Origin of the sequence: Streptomyces sp. NPDC005803 (assembly GCF_040630435.1) — a bacterium.
In the GTDB taxonomy this organism is placed as follows: Bacteria; Actinomycetota; Actinomycetes; order Streptomycetales; family Streptomycetaceae; genus Streptomyces.
In genome coordinates, this window is record NZ_JBEXXO010000026.1 from 93,121 (window position 1) to 109,570 (window position 16,450).

Below are 16,450 nucleotides of genomic sequence, written 5' to 3' on the forward strand. Positions count from 1 at the left end.
CGGTGACGATGGCGAGCAACATTCCCGAGGAGACCACGAGCTTCGTCGGACGGGAGACGGAACTCGACCGGATCGAACAGGCCCTCGCCACCGGCCGGCTGACCACCCTCACCGGCACCGGCGGGGTCGGCAAGACGCGGCTGGCGGTCCGCGCGGCCGGGCGCGCGGAGTCCGGATACCGCGACGGCGTCCGATGGGCCGACCTCGCCCCCCTCCACGACGACGAACTGCTCCTGGCCACCGTCTCCGACGCGGTCGGACTCAGCGACCACACCCTGCGGATGCCCACCGACGTGCTGTGCGAATGGCTCGCCGACAAACAGCTCCTGCTCGTCCTGGACTCCTGCGAACACCTGCGCCCCGCCTGCGCGCACCTCCTCGGCGAGATCCTCACCACCTCACCCGGACTCACCGTCCTCGCCACCAGCAGACAGCCCCTCGACATCAAGGGCGAGCAGACCGTCGACGTGGAGCCGCTGCCCGTCGACGGTACGGCCGACGCCGTCACCCTCTTCCGGGAGCGCGCGGCGGCCGCCGCCCCCGCCGCCCCCCTCGACGAGCCCGGCGCCGCCGCGGCCGCCGCCGAGATCTGCCGGCGCCTCGAAGGCATCCCCCTCGCCATCGAACTGGCCGCCGCGGCCGTCGGACGCCAGAGCGTCCAGGAGATCGCCGGCCGGCTCGGCTCCCGCCTCGACGTGTTCGCCGACGCCACGCTCCGGCCGCCGCGCCACCGCACCCTGCGCACCACCATCGGCTGGTCCCACGAACTGTGCACTCCGCTGGAGCGGCTGCTCTGGGCCCGGCTCGCCGTCCTGCGCGGCGACTTCGACGAGGAGACGGCCGCCACCGTCTGCGCCGGGGGACCGCTCACCGCGGACGCGGTCCCGGCGGCCCTGCACGCCCTCGTCGCCAAGTCGGTCGTCGCCCGCGACGGCGCACGCCACCGCATGCTGGACACCCTGCGCGAGTACGGCCGGATGTGGCTCGCCGAACTGGGCGAGGAACGCACGGCCGCCGACCGGCACGCCGCCTGCTTCCTCCAACTGGCCCGGGGCGCCCACGCGGGCTGGACCGGGGACGACCAGATCCTCTGGTACCACCGCATCGCCGAATCCCAGGCCGACCTGTGCGCGGCCCTCGACCACCTCCTCAGCCACGACCCGGCCGCCGCCCAGGAGATGGCCGGCCGGATCGGCTTCTTCTGGTGCTGCTGCGGCCACCTCGCCCAGAACCGGAGCTACGCCCAGCGCGCCCTGGACCACGGGCCGGCCGCCGGCCCCCACCGCACCCGCGTCCTGTGGGTGCTCGGCATCTGCGTCCTGCTCCAGGGCGACTACCCGGCCGCCGAGCGGATCGGTGAGGAGTGCGTACGGGCGGCGGCGGACGACGGGACCGACGAGGGCGTCCTCGCAGCCGCCTATCTGCGCGGCCTCACCCATCTGATGACCGGCGACCCGGCGAAGGGGCTGCGCGAGATCGACCGGATCCTGCGCACCACCGGGGCCGGCACCCCGCTCGAAACCGCCTACCGGCTGCGCTGCCACCTGATCACCGTCTTCGCCCTGACGGGCCTCGGCCGCCTCGACGAGGCGGCCGAGGCGGCCGTCGTCCTGCGCGCGGCCTGCGAGGCCAGGGACGAGTGCTGGACCCTGAGCTACGTCGACTACCAACTCGCCCTGATCGCACTGCTCCAGGGCCGCGCCGACGCGGCCGCCGCGCACGCCCGTGCCATGCTCGCGGGCAAACGCCGGCTCCGCGACAGCTTCGGCATCGCGCTCGGCCTGGACATCCTGGCCGCCGCGATCGCCGCCCAGGGCGAGGGCGCCCTCGCCGCCCGGGTGTACGGAACGGGGCAGGTCTACTGGCGGATGGTCGGACACCCCCAGCGCGGCACCCCGGAACTGGGGCCGCTGCGCGAGGCCTGCGAACGCCAGGCCCGCGCGGCCGTGGGCGACGCCGCCTACCGGCGCGCCTTCGAACGGGGCCGCTCCGACAGCGCGGAGGCGGGCCTGGCCCAGGCGCTCCACGGCGAACTGCTCACATAGTGATTCCCGCTTGTGCGCCTTCCCGTCCCGGGGGAAGGGTGGGGGCGACCGACGTCCGCGCTCATCGTCCCGCGCCCGCCAGGAGACCGCCATGCCGCAGATCACCGTCGACTACTCCGCCGAACTCGACGCCGCCTTCGACCGCACCGGCTTCGCGGGCGCACTGCACCCGCTGGTCGCCGAGACCGTCACCACCAAGATCGCCGCGTGCAAGACCCGCTTCCGCCGGGTCGAGGAGACCGTGGTGGCCGACGCGCCCGGCGGCGACGCGCTCGTGCACATCGACATCTCGCTGCTGGCCGGCCGCACCCCCGAGGTCAAGGCCCGGCTCACGGAGTCCGTACGCGATCTGCTGGCGGACCACATCCGGCCGGCGGACGGGCTGACCCTGCACCTCTCGGTCGAGGCGCGCGACCTCGACCCGTCCTACCGCAAGATCTGATCCCGCCGCGTCACGACAGCCGCTGCGGGGGCACGGCCGGCACGGCGGGCGCCAGCGAGGAGAGCCGCACCAGCAGATCTCCGAACGGCCCGTCCGCCGGCTCCTGCGCGAGGACCCGCAGCACCACACCCGCCATCTCCTCGTTGTACGCGGCGCTCACGGCGGCCAGCGCCGCGAAGTCGTGCACCAGCTGCACCTCCAGCTCCGCGCGCGGGATGCGCCGCCCGTCCAGCCAGATCAGGGCCGTCGACTCCGCGAGCGAGACCCAGGACCTGACCACCAGCTCCAGCCGGGCCGGCGGCTCCTGGACGCCCAGATGGGCCAGGATCTGCTCGCAGGCCGCCTGGCGCACCCCGTCGATCATCGCGTTCGCCGTCGAGGAACCCACCGCCGGGCCGCCCCGCATGAGGGCCGCGAACCCGGGGCCGTGCTCGTCGACGAAGTCGAAGAACCGCCCCATCACCCGCAACAGCCGCGCCCCCAACGGGCCTTCGTGCGGTTCCACGAACCGGGCCGCCAGCTCGTCGGCCGCCCGCCGCAGCGCCGCCTCGTACAGGGACTGCTTGCCCGGGAAGTAGTGGTAGACGAGCGGCCGGGAGATCCCCGCGGCGGCGGCGATCTCGTCGATCGACACCTCGTCCGGGGAGCGGTGACCGAACAACTCCAGCGCCACACCGATCAACTGCTGCCTGCGCTCCTCGACGCCCATCCTGCGCCGCACCCCGGTCGTCATGAGGAACAGGGTACCGACCGGTGATCCGGGGGGACGGACGGCCGCCCGGGCGGCGCGAGGTGATCGAAGGCCGGACCGGAGAGGACGAGGAAGGGCCGCCGTCGGATGTCCCGCGAGCCGGCCGGGCTTCAGGCGTTCCTGACCGCCTCGCCCACCCGCGCCGGCGAGGTCTGCCACGGGGCGCCGTGGCCCGGGAGCACCCAGGAGGCCTCCAGTGGGGCGATCCGGTCGAGGGAGGCCAGGGCTTCGGCCGGATCGTCCGTGAAGGGCGCCGGCTGGGGGCCCACGCGACCGGTCAGGACGTGCCGGGTGGTGAGGGCGTCGCCGACGAACACCGCGTCGGCGAGGGGGACATGGACCGCCACGCTGCCCGGTGAGTGGCCCGGCATGCCCACGATCACGGGCTTCCCGGGCAGCTCCAGGACGTCGCCGTCATGCATCTCGGTCACTTCGCCGACATAGCGGGTGCGCAGGATGTTCTTGCGGAGGCCGTACCCGAAGAACCGGAGCGCCGGCCCGAGGCGCATGGGTCCGGCCGCGGTCTTGGGCTTGTCCCCCGTGCGGGCGCGGGCCGCATCGGCGGCGTGCACGAACACCGGGACCCCGTGCGTGCTGCGCAGGCGTTCCGCGAAGCCGATGTGATCGGAGTCGCCATGGGTCAGGACCAGCCCTCGGATGTCGTCGGCGGACTTGCCCAGGGAACGGAGCTCGCGCTGCAGCTCCCGCCAGTGGCCGGGCAGGCCCGCGTCGATGAGCGTGATGCCTTCGGGGGTGTCGATGAGGTAGCAGTTCACCACATCGTTGCCGAGGCGGTGCAGGTGAGGTGCGAGCTTCATGGCTTCTCCTGAGGCGGGGCCGCGGAACGTTGATGGCTACGCTACTTAGCTATCATCACCGGAGGCAATAGTTCCGAGTACGGAAGGGTGGACGATGCCGACCCCTGAGAAGACCACACTCAGCAAGATCGTCACCGCAGGCCGCGAGCTCCTGGAGGCGGGCGGCGAGCGGGGACTGACGATGCAGAGCGTCGCCGAGCGCGTGGGAGTGCGAGCCCCGTCGCTGTACAAACACGTCAGCAACCGCGCCGCGTTGCTGACGGCCGTGGCCGAGGCCACCGTGGACGACCTGACCCTCCAGCTGGAGTCGACCGACGGCTCCCTCGGCGCAATGGCGCACTGCTACCGGCGATTCGCCAGGACCCTGCCCGAGGGGTTCCGGGTGATGCACTCGACGCACGCGCCACCGCACACCCTGGCCCGTGCGGCCGAGCCGGTGCTGCGCGCCTGCGGACGACTCGTCGGGGAGGACGAGGCGCTCGATGCCGCACGCCTGTGGACGGCCTGGGCCACCGGCTTCATCGAGATGGAGCTCAACGGCGCCTTCCGGCTCGGGGGCGACGTCGACCGCGCCTTCGCCTACGGCCTGGACGGCATTCAGCGCGCGCTGACGGGCGGTCGACCGTCAGCGAAGCGGGCCGGCCGGCGTGATGCCGAGGCCGCCCGCCCTGCGGGGACAGGGGCGTGAACCGCAGGCGGGGGCCCGTTCCCGGCAGCGTCGGCGCCCGTCGCCCGTCGCCCGGCGCCCGGTGAGCTCAGCCCAGTGCCCCGACCCGGCTGCCGTCCGCCAGCCGTCCGTACAGCCGTGCCCGGGCGCCCTCCGCGGCCGGCACCGCGAGCAGCCGTCCCCGCGCCCGGCCCCTCACCCCGCCGGACGTGGTCAGCGACGTGAACTGCGCGCTGCCCGCCGCGAGTACGTACCACCGGCCACCGTGCGACTTCCACAGGACGCCCGCCAGCACCCGTGGGGCGGGCGTCCCGCACTCCGGCGAGTCCTCGGCGCGTGCCGCGACCACCCCCGGCGGCCCGCTCCCCGGCGGCCGCCCGGACGGCGCCTGGAACTGGGCGAGGACCCTGCTCCCGGGACCCCGCCAGGTCTCGGCCCGGGTGCACACCCACCTGGCCGTGCCGTTCCCCTCGGGCAGCGACTGCGTCGCGTACGTCCATGAGTTCACCGCCCGCACCCCGTGCGAGCGCACGGCCCGCAGCAGACAGGCGGTCCGCGCCCAGCTCCCGTACTCCGCGCGCCCCGAGACGTCGTGCGGCCTCGCCGGAGGGCCCGAGGTCAGCCGGGCCGGGGCGAGCTCGCCGAGATCCGTCACCAGCCGGACCGCCGCGTCGTCGGCCAGTTCCACCGCGTACCAGGACCGGCAGCCGGGCGCGGTCGCCGGGCTGGTCAGCGGATCGGTCACCCCGTCGGGGGAGCGGTGCAGCGCGCGCGGCGGCCGGCCGGGCGCGAGCAGATCCCGCACCCGGACCTGGCGCACCCAGGGCGCCGTCAGATAGCGGACCACGTCCCCCGCCCGGCCCACGACCAGGGCGCCCGCCGACGTCACGTCCGCCCCGTCGACCCGCCCGAAGTCGAGCGCCGCCCCCTGCGACGGATCGGCGTCGCGGGGCTCCGCGTACCGCACGACACGCAGCCCGTCGTAGAACAGCACCACCGCCGACGCGCCCACCTCGCCCGCGTACAGCAGCTGCGCCGCCCCCATCGGCGGCCCCACCGGCGTCCCCGGCGTCGCCGACGTCCGCACACCGCCGCCCGGCCGCGCCCACACCCGCAGCGCCCGCCGCAGCAGCCGGGTGTCCTCGGTGCGGTCACCGCGGGTGGGCCAAGCGGTGAAGTCGGTGCGCGGCGAACCCCGCCAGAACACCGCCGGCACCCTTCGCAACGCCCCCGGGTCCAACGCCTCTTCGGCGGCCGGGCTGCGCGCGTACAGGGGCGCGGACAGGGGGCCGCGGCCCCGGCCCTCGCCCGGCGGGCCCAGCAGCGCCCCGCACACGAGCAGCGCGGCGAAGCCGGCCAGCGCCGCCCTGACGTACCTGCGGCGACGCGGCAGATCCGGCGGCCGGGCCTGGAGCGAACAGGGGTCGAACTCGGGCGATGCCAGCAACGCGTAGGGAACCGACACCCCCTGGGACACGCCGTCCGCCTCCATCAGTGCCGCATGCGGATCGGCCACCCCCGCATCGGCCAGCACCCGCCGGACCTCACCGTCCGTCAGCCGCTCCAGACCGCGCAGGACGAACGCCGCCCGTGCCGCACCGCTGACCGCCGACAGCCGCTGGTCCAGAGCCAGTTCGTCCGTACCCCCGGCATGCGGGAAGAGCCGCAGCCCCCAGGTCAGCGGGAGGACGGGCGGGAACTGGGCACGGTGCGGCCGGCGCCGCAGAAGCAACGGCCGTCCCGCGGCCAGCGCGTCCCGCAGCACCCGCAGCCGGAGGGACGCGTAACCCGCATCGGCCGGCGCCGCGCGGCGGGGAGGGGGCGGCAGCGGCACGGCGCCGCCGTCCGGGGGCCCGGTCCGGCGCGCCGCCTGAAGAGACCGCTGGGCCAGCGCATGAGCCGTGAGGACGCGCCGGTCGCGGCGCAGCGAAGGCGGCAGGACGAGATATCCGAGCCGGGCCAGCCGCGGGTAGTGCTCGACGAGCGCGGCCTCCGGCTGCCCCGCGTCGGCCCGGGCGGCGGTTGGCGGTACCTCTGGCAGTGGACGCACGCGCAGCTGAACGAGCGAATGGTGCGATGGTCACCCCGGGCGGTGTGAGGGACCCGCCCCACCCGGGCGGGCCCGGCCTCCCGGCGCCCCCGCCGCCTTCTCCGTTCGGCTGCCGGGACACCCCCCGAACCGGCACGATGTCCGGATGGTGAAGCAGCGCTGGATGCGAAGGACCGGACGGTGAAGCGGCCCGGGACGCGACGGGCGCGGGACGCGTGGCGCGCGGCCGCCCTCGTGGCCGGCTGCGCGGGCCTGGCCCTGCTCACGGCGTGTGCCGGCGGCGACGGCGGGACGGACGTCCCGCCGACCGCCACCGGCACACTGGAGGAACTCGCCGCGAAGGCGCACTGCGCACCGATGCTCCAGACCGACGCGCAGGAACTGCGCCAGGCCAACTGCACCACGGACGACGGCCGGTACGTGCTGGCCACCTTCGCCACCGACCGCGGCCAGCGCGAGTGGATCAACGAGGCCAACGACTACGGCGGCTCGTACCTGATCGGCCGCAGGTGGGTCGCCGTCTCGGACGCCACGGTGATCGCGGCGCTGCGCGGCCGGCTCGGCGGGACGGTGGAGAACGCCTCGCCTCACCACTCGGGAAGTGGTGAGGGTGGGGGGAGCGAGGCGGGACACTCCGGTCACCGCGGGAGCTGACCGCGCAGGTGTGCGGGGGCGGTACGCGCGAGGCCGTGGGGGACGGCCCGCGCGGGGCGCCGCGGAGGTGGCCCTCAGCGGCACGTGCGCCCGCCGTTGATGCAGCTCACCACCTTCCGCATCAGTTTGTCGTCGAAGACGTTGATGAAGTCACCGTGGTCCGTGACGGGCTTGTGCAGCTGTTCCGGGAAGGAGTCGACGGCGAACCCGGGCCCCGGAGGCACGTCGTACACGATCCGCTGGACCAGCTGCGGAATGGCCCGGAAACCGCTCGGGCACCTCCCGTCGTCCTGCGCGAAGGCCACGTGGGTGCGGTGGTTCGCACTGTCGGTGTTCTGCCCGTCCCAGCAGCTCTGGAAGGCGAAGGAACGGACGACCTGACTGCCCTGCGGACAGATCGGGTACTTGTCCTTGAGCTGGCGGTTCTCGAACCCGGTGCAGCTCCAGGAGGCGTTGGCGTTGGCGTCGCCGTTGGTGAAGGCCTTGGCGTCGCCGGTGATGATGCGCAGGAAGCGCGGCATGGCCGTGACCTTGCCGGTGGGGTTCCCGGTGAACTTCAGCGTGACCTGGGACGGTGTCTGGATCTCCCCGGTGTTCTGGTCCTTGCCCCCGCCGTCGGCGTCGGCGTCGTTCTCCGCCGCCCCGTTCTGCAGGCGGAGCACGGGCCAGTAGTACGTGGACCGGTCGCCCGGGTTGCGGCAGGTGGTGTCGCCGGCCGCCAGGTCGTCATCGCCGGAGAAGGCGTCCGTGGCCTGGTTGCCGACGTAGTCGTGCATGTGGTGGGCGCCGTTGCCGACGCCGGGGGCGGCGATGACGTTGTCCGGGTTGAACTTCCCGTTCTGGTTGCGCCCGCAGTCCGTGACGAAGGTGCCGCGCGAGGCGCCGCGCAGCCGGGCCGGCTTGCCGGCGTTGGGCTGGACGGACTGGATGTCGACGAAGTCGGAGTCCTCGGGGCCGTTGCCGCCCTGGTCCTGGCCGTCGTCCTGGCCGTCACCTTGTCCGTCGCCCTGGCCGGCGTCGTCGCCCTGCTCGCCGTTGCCCGTGCCGTCGCCGTCGCCGTCGCCGTCGCCGTCGTCCGCCGGCGGGTCCGCCTCGTCGTCCGTCCGCAGACTGCACGGGGCCAGGGAGCCCAGGCCCTCCGGGCGCTGGGCCGTGCGGCCGATGGCGGTCACGATGCGGTCGATGCTGGCGGTGCGCCGGGCCTTCAGCGGGCCGAGCACGGCGTTCTGCGCGAGCTGCGGATCGCGGGCCATCCTGTCCCGGCGGTCGGCGAACTCCCGGTAGGCATCGGTGATCTGGGTGTCCATGGCGGCCAGTTCGCGGTCGACCTCGGCCCGGGCCGGATCAGGCACCTCCGGGATCCCGTCGACCACCTCGGGGCAGTCGATGGTGGAGGCCTGGCGGGCCGGCTGCCAGTTCCGGCCGTGGGACGAGCCGGACGACCCCTCGCCCGCAGAGGCGTAGACGTTGACCGCGGCCAGCCCACCCCCGCCCAGGATCAGTGCGGCCGAGGCGATGACCGCCCGGTTGGCCAGGGTGGTGCGTTTCTTGCGCGATGTGCGTCCCATGGAACTCCTCGGACTCCTCAGGCTTCGCGGGGGAGAAGCGTGACGTTCCATACGGCGTCGGCACGCGGCCCGTTCAACGGGAGGCGCGATTGCTGAGGAGTCCGTCGGTCCGAGCGTCAGGCGAAGGCGGCCAGTTGCGGGTCGACCGGCGCGTCCGTCAGCCGGTTGGCCAGGGTCGACATGGTGTAGGCGCCGATGCCCAGGACCACCTCCAGCGCGTTACGGGCGGTGTAGCCGTGCGAGAGGAAGGACTGGAGCGTGGCGGCGTCGACGGCCCCGCTCGCCGCGATCACGGCCATGGTGAACTCCCGTACCGCCTCCAGGCGTTCGTCCGGCAGTGGACTTCCGTCACGGAGAGCGGCGATCAGGCCCGCGTCGGCCCCGAGGGCGGTCAGCTTCGCGGTGTGCATGGCCACGCAGAGGTGGCAGCCGTTGCGGGCGGCCACCGTCATGACCAGGGTCTCCCGGGAGAGCGGGTCCAGGGTCGTCGACTCGAAGAGTGCGCTGACCTTCATGAAGCCGTTGAGCAGCTCCGGCGCCGAGGCGAGCCGGGCGACAGCGGCCGGCAGGTAGCCCTGCTTCCGGGTCACCGCCGCCATCGTGGGGCGGGCGGCGGCGGGGGCGGATTCGAGGGTGTGGTCGGGGAAAGCGGTGGCGGGCATGAGGGGCCTCTCGCGATAAACTCGACAACGTGATTGACGAAAAGGTAAACCGGGTTGTCGAGTTTCGCAATGGCTGAGCGTGGTGGCGGCGGTCCCGCCGAGCCCGCGGCCGAGGCCGGGGCGGGCTTCGAGCTGCCCCTGCTGCTGTTCGCCGGATTCCGTTCGGTCATCGACGCGCTGCACCGCGAACTGGCCGAGCAGGGGCACCCCGACATGCGCCCCGCGTACGGGTACGCGCTCCAGGCGGTGGGCCGGGGCGGGTCGACCGCGAGCGAGATCGGCCGGCGTCTGGGCGTCTCCAAACAGGCCGCGGGGAAGACCGTCGAGAAGCTCGAAGGCCTCGGATACGTGGAGCGCGTCGACGACCCGCAGGACGGCCGCCGCAGACTGGTCCGGCTGTCCCCGCGCGGGGTCGACGTGCTGGTGCGGTCCGCCGACGGCTTCGACCGCCTGCGGGCCGAGTGGATGCGGGTGCTCGGGCCCGAGCGGGTCCGCGCCATGGAGGCCGACCTGCGCACCATGACCCCCGCAGGCGCCTTCAGGCTGGACATGGCCGCCTGGTTCAACGGCTGAACGTGCGGGTGCGAGTTGGACTTTACTCACGAGAGATAGGACGTATGTAGCGCACACCCTTCCCTGGAGTGGTCTCTTGCGGCAACATGCACGCGTCGGCACCCGAGAGATCCGACCACTCGTGGTCGTGAAAGGGAGGGAACCATGGCACGACGCACCCAGGTGCTCAGCGCCGTCGCACTGGCGGCGGCCGCCGCGCTCATCCCCGTACAGGCCACGGCACAGCAGCCCGCGCCCCAGCGGTCCGCCTCCTCCGCGGCCCCGTGCGGTGCGCCCGTGAGACCCGCGTCCCAGATGATGGTCGAGGCGTGCGACAGCCCCGAGCGGATCATCGAGAAGGCGGCGAACGTCGTCCCCACGCGAGGACAACTGGCCTGGCAGCAGCGGGAGGTCACCGCCTTCACGCACTTCGGGATGAACACCTTCACCGACCGTGAGTGGGGTTCCGGCACGGAGGACGAGAAGCTCTTCGCGCCGAAGAGCATCGACGCCGACCAGTGGATGCGCGCCTACAAGGCGGCCGGGGCCGAGCAGGTCATGCTCACCGTCAAGCACCACGACGGCTTCGTCCTCTATCCGAGCCGCTACACCGACCACTCGGTCGCCCTCAGCCCCGGCAGCCCCGATGTCGTCGCCGCCTACGTGAAGGCCGCCCGCAAGGCGGGCCTGAAGGTCGGCCTCTACCTCTCGCCCTCCGACGGCGCCGAACTCCCGCACGCCTGGCACGCCGAGTGGGTCGAGAAGATCCGTGCCAAGCAGGCCCAGGGCAAACCGCTGAGCCTCCCCGAGCGGATGGCGCTGGAGGACGGCGACCGCGCCCCCGCCGGCCAGGGCCGCTTCGGCAACGGCAGCGCCGTCACCGAACGCACGATCCCCACCCTCGTCCCCGGCGACGACCGCGCCGCCCGCGTGAAGAGCGGCGAGCTGCCCACCTTCACGGTGCGGGCCGACGACTACGACGCGTACTACCTCAACCAGCTCTACGAGATCTTCACCCAGTACGGCCCCGTCGAGGAACTCTGGCTCGACGGCGCCAACCCCTGGTCGGGCTCCGGCATCACCCAGAAGTACGACGTCAAGCAGTGGTTCGACATGGTCAAGGCGCTCTCGCCGAACACCGTCGTCTTCCAGGGCCCCCAGGGCGTGCGCTGGGTCGGCAACGAGTCCGGCGTCGCCCGGGAGACCGAGTGGAGCGTCACCCCGCACACCACCGACCCCTGGACGGGGCTCGGCAGTCTCCCCAACGACTCGACCGACTCCGACATCGGCTCCCGCGCCAAGCTGCTGGACCCGGCCGTCAACTACCTCCAGTGGTACCCGGCCGAGGCCGACGTCTCCAACCGGCCGGGCTGGTTCTACCACGAGGGTGAACAGCCCAAATCCGCACAGCAGTTGATGAGCCTGTACGAGAAGAGCGTCGGCCGCAACGCCTCGCTGCTGCTCAACGTGCCGCCCGCGCCCGACGGCCGGATCGCTGAGGCGGACGTCGCGTCACTGACCGCCTTCGGCGACGACGTGCGCCGCGTCTACGGCTCCGACGTGCGCAAGCAGGCCCCCGGGCCGTACACCTTCGACCGGGTGGCGGTCCGTGAGGACGTCCGGCACGGGCAGCGGGTCGAGAGGTTCGCCGTGGAGGCCCGGATCGACGGGGCCTGGCAGCGGATCGCCGAGGGCACCACCATCGGCCACGAGCGCATCCTGCCCCTCCCCGCGGCCGTCACGGCCACCGCGGTCCGCGTCACGGTGCTGGAATCCAGGGCGAAGCCGCACCTGGGCGCCACGACGCTGCACCTCACCACCACGCCGGCCGGCTCCTGACCGGCCCCGGCACCGGGCGTCCGGCCGGCTCCTGACCGGCCCCCGTCCCGCGCATCCGGACCGGCCCTGACCCGGTCCGGATGCGCGATCCCCGCACCGGACCGGGAAGCGCGGCCTACCCCCGGTCCAGGTAGGCGAGTACCGCGAGGACGCGGCGGTTGTCGTCGTCGGACGGCGGCAGGCCGAGCTTCCCGAAGATGTTCGAGGTGTGCTTGGCCACCGCCCGCTCCGTGACCACCATCTGCGAGGCGATCGCCGCGTTCGAACGGCCCTGGGCCATCAGCTCCATGACCTCCCGCTCCCGCGGCGTCAGCCCGCCCATCGGCTTGTCCTGCGAGCGCCGCGACAGCAGCTGCGAGATCACCTGCGGGTCCATCGCCGTGCCGCCGGCGGCCACCCGGCGTACCGCGTCGATGAACTGGTCCGCGTCGAAGACCCGGTCCTTGAGCAGATAGCCGATCGCCCCGTTGCCGTCCGCCAGCAGCTCTCGCGCGTACAACTGCTCGACGTGCTGGGACAGGACGAGCACCGGCAGCCCCGGCCTGGCCCGCCGGGCCGCGAGTGCGCACTGCAGGCCCTCGTCCGTGTGGGACGGCGGGAGCCGGACGTCGACGACGGCGACGTCCGGCTCCAACTCGGCGAGGGCCCTGCTCAGTTCGGGACCAGTTTCGACGGCGGCCGCGATCTCGAAGTCGTACGCCTCCAGCATGCGGACCAGACCGTCACGCAGCAGGAAGAGATCTTCGGCTAGGACAACTCGCAAGGGATCTCCATGGTCACCATGGTGGGACCGCCCGCGGGGCTGCTGACGGCCATGATGCCGTCGAATGTACCGAGTCGGCGTTCGACACCGCTCAGGCCCGAGCCCCCTCCGGTCACCGCGCCGCCCTTGCCGTTGTCCGTGACCGAGATCCTCAGCATGCCGTCGACGTGGTGCAGGTCCACCCAGATCCGGTCCGCGCCCGAATGCTTCGCCGCGTTCGTCAGGGTCTCGCTGACCGCGAAATACGCCGCCGACTCGACCGGGGCCTCGGCCCGGCCGTCCAGGTCCACGTCCACCTCCGACGGGATCGGCAGCCGCAGCGCCAACGCCCGCACCGCGTCGCCGAGTCCGCGTTCGGCGAGGACCGGCGGATGGATGCCCCGCACGAGGTCACGCAGCTCGGTCAGCGCCTCGGCCGAGGACTCACGTGCCATGGCCAGCAGCTTCTTCGCCTGTGCCGGGTCCTTCTCGATCAGTGCCTCGATGGTGCCGAGGTTCATGCCCATGGCGACCAGCCGGGCCTGCGCCCCGTCGTGCAGGTCCCGCTCGATGCGCCGCAGTTCCGTCGCGGCGGTGTCCACCGCCTCGTGCCGCGTCTCGGTCAACCGGTCGATGCGCAGAGCGAGTTCCTGCTCATGGGTGGGGGCAAGCACCGACCGGGCGAGCATGAAGTGGGCGCGCAGCAGGCGCTCGCTCAGCGCCAGACCGGTCGCGAAGAGCGCCACCGCGACCGCGGCCGCCGCCAGCGCCGACGCCTGGCTGTCGACCGGGACGAACGCGTACCAGTACCGGTCGTCCGTGTAGACCCGCCACAGCCCCGCGGCCAGGACGATCCCCTCCACCGGGTAGAGCATCAGCGCCGCCGCCAGCACCGCCACCACGAAGCCGGCCGTCATGTCGACCAGCAGCCACCGGATGTCCCGCCAGGTCGCCGGGTCCTTCAGCATCAGCGTGGTCCGCTCCACCTGCCCGGTGAAGCCGCCCCGCAGGTCCTTCGGGAACGGCCGGTACGGGACGGGGATGCGGACGTCCGACCAGGTGATCGCCATCAGCCGGCGCTGATTGGCGTGCTTGCGGACCGCTTCCAGCACCGTCGGGGTGGTGAGCAGTCCGATGCCCAGCGCGATGAAGGCGACGGAGAGCACCGCCAGTACGAACAGCGTGAGGGATCCCGCCATCGAGGCGACCGACAGCACGAGCCCCCGCCCCGCGGCCAGCAGCGCGGTTCTTATCCGGCCCCGTGTCGCCTTCATCCTGATTCCCTCTTCCCTCGCCGGGCTCGCCGGGCCCTCGTGCCGGCCCCGTTCCGCACAGTCTGACCCACCGGGCCCCGGCGGCAGCAGCCGTTTCACCACCCGGCGGGGGTGTACCCAGCACCACCCTCCTGACCTCGTCCTAGGTCGCGCGGGGCGGGGGGTTCACCGGCTGGGGAGGCGGGCCGGTCCTTCCTAGATTCGAGGGGCACCGCCGGACTTCGACAACCAGGGGGCGAACACGCCATGAGGCGCAATCTCGCGGCACGTATCGGGGTGTGGAGCGCACACCATCGCAAGACGGCCGTTCTCGGCTGGCTGCTCTTCGTCGTACTCGCCGCGGGCATCGGCGGCGCGTCGGGCATGGTCGAGATGACCGACGCGGAGAACGGCGCCGGCGACTCGGCCCGCGCCGAACAGATCCTCTCCGACGCCGGCCTCGGCCACCGTGCCGGTGAACTCGTCATGGTGTCCTCGAAGGAGCCGGACGGCTGGCGGACCGCGGCGCGCGACCTGTCCGCGGCCATCGGCGCGACCGGCGAGGTGACGGGCCTCGCGGCTCCGGTCCCGTCCAAGGACGGCAAGGACGCGCTGCTCACCTTCGAGATGAAGGGGGACGCGGCTACGGCCTCGGACCGGGTGCAGCCCGTCCTGGACGCCGTGGCCGGGGTCCGCGAGAGCCGGACGGACGTCACCGTCCACCAGTTCGGCGATGCCAGCGCGGGCAAGTGGCTCGGCGACCTGCTCTCCGAGGACTTCAAGAAGGCCGAGTTCACCGCCGTCCCTCTCGCGCTCGGCATCCTGCTGGTCGCCTTCGGGGCCGTGGTCGCGGCCCTGCTGCCCGTCGGACTCGCGCTGACCGCGTGCATGGCCGCCTTCGGACTGCTCTCGCTCGCCAGCCACCAGCTGCACCTGTTCCAGACCACGTACTCCGTGATGTTCCTGATGGGCTTCGCCGTCGGCGTCGACTACTGCCTCTTCTACCTGCGCCGCGAACGTGACGAGCGGGCGGCGGGACGCGACGCCGGGACGGCGCTGCGGATCGCCGCGGCGACCAGCGGCCGGTCCGTGCTCGTGTCGGGGCTGACCGTCATGGTCGCGATGGCCGGCATGTTCCTGTCCGGACTGCTGCTGTTCAAGGGCTTCGCCGTCGCCACGATCATCGTCGTCTTCATCGCCATGATGGGCTCCGTGACGGTGCTTCCCGCACTGCTGTCCTGGCTGGGCGACCGGATCGACGCGGGACGGGTGCCGCTGCTGAACCGGCGTCACCAGCGCGCCAAGAAGGAGAGCGGCAGGATCGCCGGCACGATGCTGCGCCCCGTCCTGTCCAAGCCCAAGTTCTTCGCCGCCGCCTCGGTCGTCGTCCTGCTGGTGCTCGCCGCGCCCGCCCTCGGCATGAAGACCGAGTCGCTCGGCCTGGAGAAGCAGTTCGGCTCCGGTTCCGAACTCTCCGTCGCCTACCGGCACATCAGCGACACCTTCCCCGGCGGCCCCGCCCCGGCCCAGGTGGTCGTCGAGGCCGACGACATCCAGGCCCCCGCCGTACGCAAGGCACTCGCCGGCTTCGACCAGGTGACCGTGCACCGGGCGCAGAACGTCGCGGAGATCGAGGTGCCGCTTCCCGGCGGCAAGGCCGGTCTGTCCGAACTGCGCGAACAGAGGCTGCCCGCCGCGTTCGACGGCACGGGCGCCCATGCCTACGTCACCGGTGAGGTGGCGGGATCTGTGGACTTCAACGACCAGCTGAAGCACGGCATCGTCCCCGTCTTCGTCTTCATCACCGCGGTGACGTTCCTGCTGATGCTGTTCTGCTTCCGCAGTTACGTCATCGCCGTGACCTCGATCCTGCTCAACCTGCTCTCCGTGGCCGCCGCGTACGGCGTGATGACCGCCGTGTTCCAGCACGGCTGGGGCGCCTCGCTGATCGGCTCGGAGGGGGTCGGCGCGATCGAGTCCTGGATGCCGCTGTTCGTCCTCGTCGTCCTGTTCGGGCTCTCGATGGACTACCACGTCTTCGTGGTCTCCCGGATCCGTGAGGCGCACGGACGGGGTCTGTCCAACCGGGCCGCGATCGACGAGGGCATCCGGCGCACCGCCGGTGCGGTGACCGGTGCGGCCGTGATCATGGTGGCGGTGTTCGCGGTCTTCGGGACGCTGTCGATGCAGGACATGCAGCAGATGGGCGTCGGCCTGGCGGTCGCGGTGCTGCTGGACGCCACGATCGTACGGATGGTCCTGCTGCCCTCCGTCATGGCGCTGCTGGGCGAGCGGAACTGGCGCACCCCGCGCGGGCTCTCCCGCCTGCCGAGCCTGGACCACGGCGAGCCGGAGCCCGCTCCGGCGGTGGCCCCGGCGCTGCACGGCTGACCGGACGGGCGAGGCG

At 72.9% G+C, this 16,450-nt stretch carries 14 protein-coding genes; 7 read left to right on the plus strand and 7 right to left on the minus strand.

All coding sequences use genetic code 11. The features are described 5' to 3' along the window. Window positions 1-8: 8 nt before the first annotated feature. Together ABZ454_RS30560 and ABZ454_RS30565 are read left to right on the plus strand one after the other, a co-directional pair. Window positions 9-2,045, plus strand: coding sequence for a regulator (locus ABZ454_RS30560; RefSeq protein WP_359542753.1), 2,037 nt, complete (start codon window positions 9-11; stop codon window positions 2,043-2,045). Between the two features lie 91 nt (window positions 2,046-2,136). Beyond that, window positions 2,137-2,487 (plus strand): isomerase, encoded by a 351-nt coding sequence (locus ABZ454_RS30565; protein WP_356322409.1) that lies wholly within the window; start codon window positions 2,137-2,139, stop codon window positions 2,485-2,487. A 10-nt stretch (window positions 2,488-2,497) separates the two neighbouring features. On the opposite strand, the gene ABZ454_RS30570 is transcribed toward ABZ454_RS30565, so the two are convergent. Further along, window positions 2,498-3,220 carry a TetR/AcrR family transcriptional regulator gene (locus ABZ454_RS30570; RefSeq protein WP_356322408.1) on the minus strand — a complete coding sequence of 241 codons (723 nt, stop codon included), beginning with the start codon at window positions 3,218-3,220 and terminating at the stop codon, window positions 2,498-2,500. A 128-nt stretch (window positions 3,221-3,348) separates the two neighbouring features. Then, window positions 3,349-4,056 carry an MBL fold metallo-hydrolase gene (locus ABZ454_RS30575; protein WP_356322407.1) on the minus strand — a complete coding sequence of 236 codons (708 nt, stop codon included), beginning with the start codon at window positions 4,054-4,056 and terminating at the stop codon, window positions 3,349-3,351. 94 nt (window positions 4,057-4,150) lie between these two features. On the opposite strand from ABZ454_RS30575, the gene ABZ454_RS30580 reads away from it, so the two are divergent. Continuing rightward, window positions 4,151-4,744 (plus strand): WHG domain-containing protein, encoded by a 594-nt coding sequence (locus ABZ454_RS30580; RefSeq protein ID WP_359542754.1) that lies wholly within the window; start codon window positions 4,151-4,153, stop codon window positions 4,742-4,744. 67 nt (window positions 4,745-4,811) lie between these two features. On the opposite strand, the gene ABZ454_RS30585 is transcribed toward ABZ454_RS30580, so the two are convergent. Continuing rightward, entirely contained in the window at window positions 4,812-6,773 is a 1,962-nt protein-coding gene (locus tag ABZ454_RS30585) for a hypothetical protein (protein ID WP_359542756.1), read from the minus strand. Window positions 6,774-7,025: 252 nt separating this feature from the next. Here ABZ454_RS30585 and ABZ454_RS30590 point away from each other — a divergent pair, with 252 nt between their 5' ends. After that, window positions 7,026-7,427 carry a hypothetical protein gene (locus tag ABZ454_RS30590; RefSeq protein ID WP_359542786.1) on the plus strand — a complete coding sequence of 134 codons (402 nt, stop codon included), beginning with the start codon at window positions 7,026-7,028 and terminating at the stop codon, window positions 7,425-7,427. Window positions 7,428-7,501: 74 nt separating this feature from the next. On the opposite strand, the gene ABZ454_RS30595 is transcribed toward ABZ454_RS30590, so the two are convergent. Continuing rightward, window positions 7,502-8,995: a DUF1996 domain-containing protein gene (locus ABZ454_RS30595; protein ID WP_359542760.1), complete on the minus strand. Its 1,494-nt coding sequence runs from the start codon at window positions 8,993-8,995 to the stop codon at window positions 7,502-7,504. Between the two features lie 116 nt (window positions 8,996-9,111). Continuing rightward, the gene (locus ABZ454_RS30600; RefSeq protein ID WP_359542763.1) at window positions 9,112-9,657 is read right to left on the minus strand and encodes a carboxymuconolactone decarboxylase family protein; all 546 of its coding nucleotides are present in this window, start codon (window positions 9,655-9,657) and stop codon (window positions 9,112-9,114) included. A gap of 69 nt (window positions 9,658-9,726) precedes the next feature. Here ABZ454_RS30600 and ABZ454_RS30605 point away from each other — a divergent pair, with 69 nt between their 5' ends. Next, window positions 9,727-10,230, plus strand: a complete 504-nt coding sequence (locus tag ABZ454_RS30605; RefSeq protein WP_356322402.1) for a MarR family winged helix-turn-helix transcriptional regulator — start codon at window positions 9,727-9,729, stop codon at window positions 10,228-10,230. A gap of 144 nt (window positions 10,231-10,374) precedes the next feature. After that, window positions 10,375-12,048 carry an alpha-L-fucosidase gene (locus ABZ454_RS30610; protein ID WP_359542766.1) on the plus strand — a complete coding sequence of 558 codons (1,674 nt, stop codon included), beginning with the start codon at window positions 10,375-10,377 and terminating at the stop codon, window positions 12,046-12,048. A gap of 115 nt (window positions 12,049-12,163) precedes the next feature. On the opposite strand, the gene ABZ454_RS30615 is transcribed toward ABZ454_RS30610, so the two are convergent. Beyond that, window positions 12,164-12,811, minus strand: coding sequence for a response regulator transcription factor (locus ABZ454_RS30615; RefSeq protein WP_356325297.1), 648 nt, complete (start codon window positions 12,809-12,811; stop codon window positions 12,164-12,166). Continuing rightward, window positions 12,796-14,064, minus strand: a complete 1,269-nt coding sequence (locus tag ABZ454_RS30620) for a sensor domain-containing protein (RefSeq protein ID WP_356325300.1) — start codon at window positions 14,062-14,064, stop codon at window positions 12,796-12,798. The genes ABZ454_RS30615 and ABZ454_RS30620 overlap by 16 nt, the downstream gene beginning before the upstream one ends. A 246-nt stretch (window positions 14,065-14,310) precedes the next feature. On the opposite strand from ABZ454_RS30620, the gene ABZ454_RS30625 reads away from it, so the two are divergent. Next, on the plus strand, window positions 14,311-16,434 hold the full coding sequence (locus ABZ454_RS30625; protein WP_359542768.1) for an MMPL family transporter: 2,124 nt from the start codon (window positions 14,311-14,313) through the stop codon (window positions 16,432-16,434). Window positions 16,435-16,450 lie beyond the last annotated feature (16 nt).

What these genes read in the sequence shown, in the direction of transcription:
- ABZ454_RS30610 (WP_359542766.1), top strand. Translation starts at nt 10,375, where the DNA reads ATGGCACGACGCACCCAGGTGCTCAGCGCCGTCGCACTGGCGGCGGCC.
- ABZ454_RS30560 (WP_359542753.1), top strand. Translation starts at nt 9, where the DNA reads ATGGCGAGCAACATTCCCGAGGAGACCACGAGCTTCGTCGGACGGGAG.
- ABZ454_RS30580 (WP_359542754.1), top strand. Translation starts at nt 4,151, where the DNA reads ATGCCGACCCCTGAGAAGACCACACTCAGCAAGATCGTCACCGCAGGC.
- ABZ454_RS30570 (WP_356322408.1), bottom strand. Translation starts at nt 3,220, where the DNA reads ATGACGACCGGGGTGCGGCGCAGGATGGGCGTCGAGGAGCGCAGGCAG.
- ABZ454_RS30600 (WP_359542763.1), bottom strand. Translation starts at nt 9,657, where the DNA reads ATGCCCGCCACCGCTTTCCCCGACCACACCCTCGAATCCGCCCCCGCC.
- ABZ454_RS30620 (WP_356325300.1), bottom strand. Translation starts at nt 14,064, where the DNA reads ATGAAGGCGACACGGGGCCGGATAAGAACCGCGCTGCTGGCCGCGGGG.
- ABZ454_RS30595 (WP_359542760.1), bottom strand. Translation starts at nt 8,995, where the DNA reads ATGGGACGCACATCGCGCAAGAAACGCACCACCCTGGCCAACCGGGCG.
- ABZ454_RS30625 (WP_359542768.1), top strand. Translation starts at nt 14,311, where the DNA reads ATGAGGCGCAATCTCGCGGCACGTATCGGGGTGTGGAGCGCACACCAT.
- ABZ454_RS30575 (WP_356322407.1), bottom strand. Translation starts at nt 4,056, where the DNA reads ATGAAGCTCGCACCTCACCTGCACCGCCTCGGCAACGATGTGGTGAAC.
- ABZ454_RS30605 (WP_356322402.1), top strand. Translation starts at nt 9,727, where the DNA reads ATGGCTGAGCGTGGTGGCGGCGGTCCCGCCGAGCCCGCGGCCGAGGCC.
- ABZ454_RS30565 (WP_356322409.1), top strand. Translation starts at nt 2,137, where the DNA reads ATGCCGCAGATCACCGTCGACTACTCCGCCGAACTCGACGCCGCCTTC.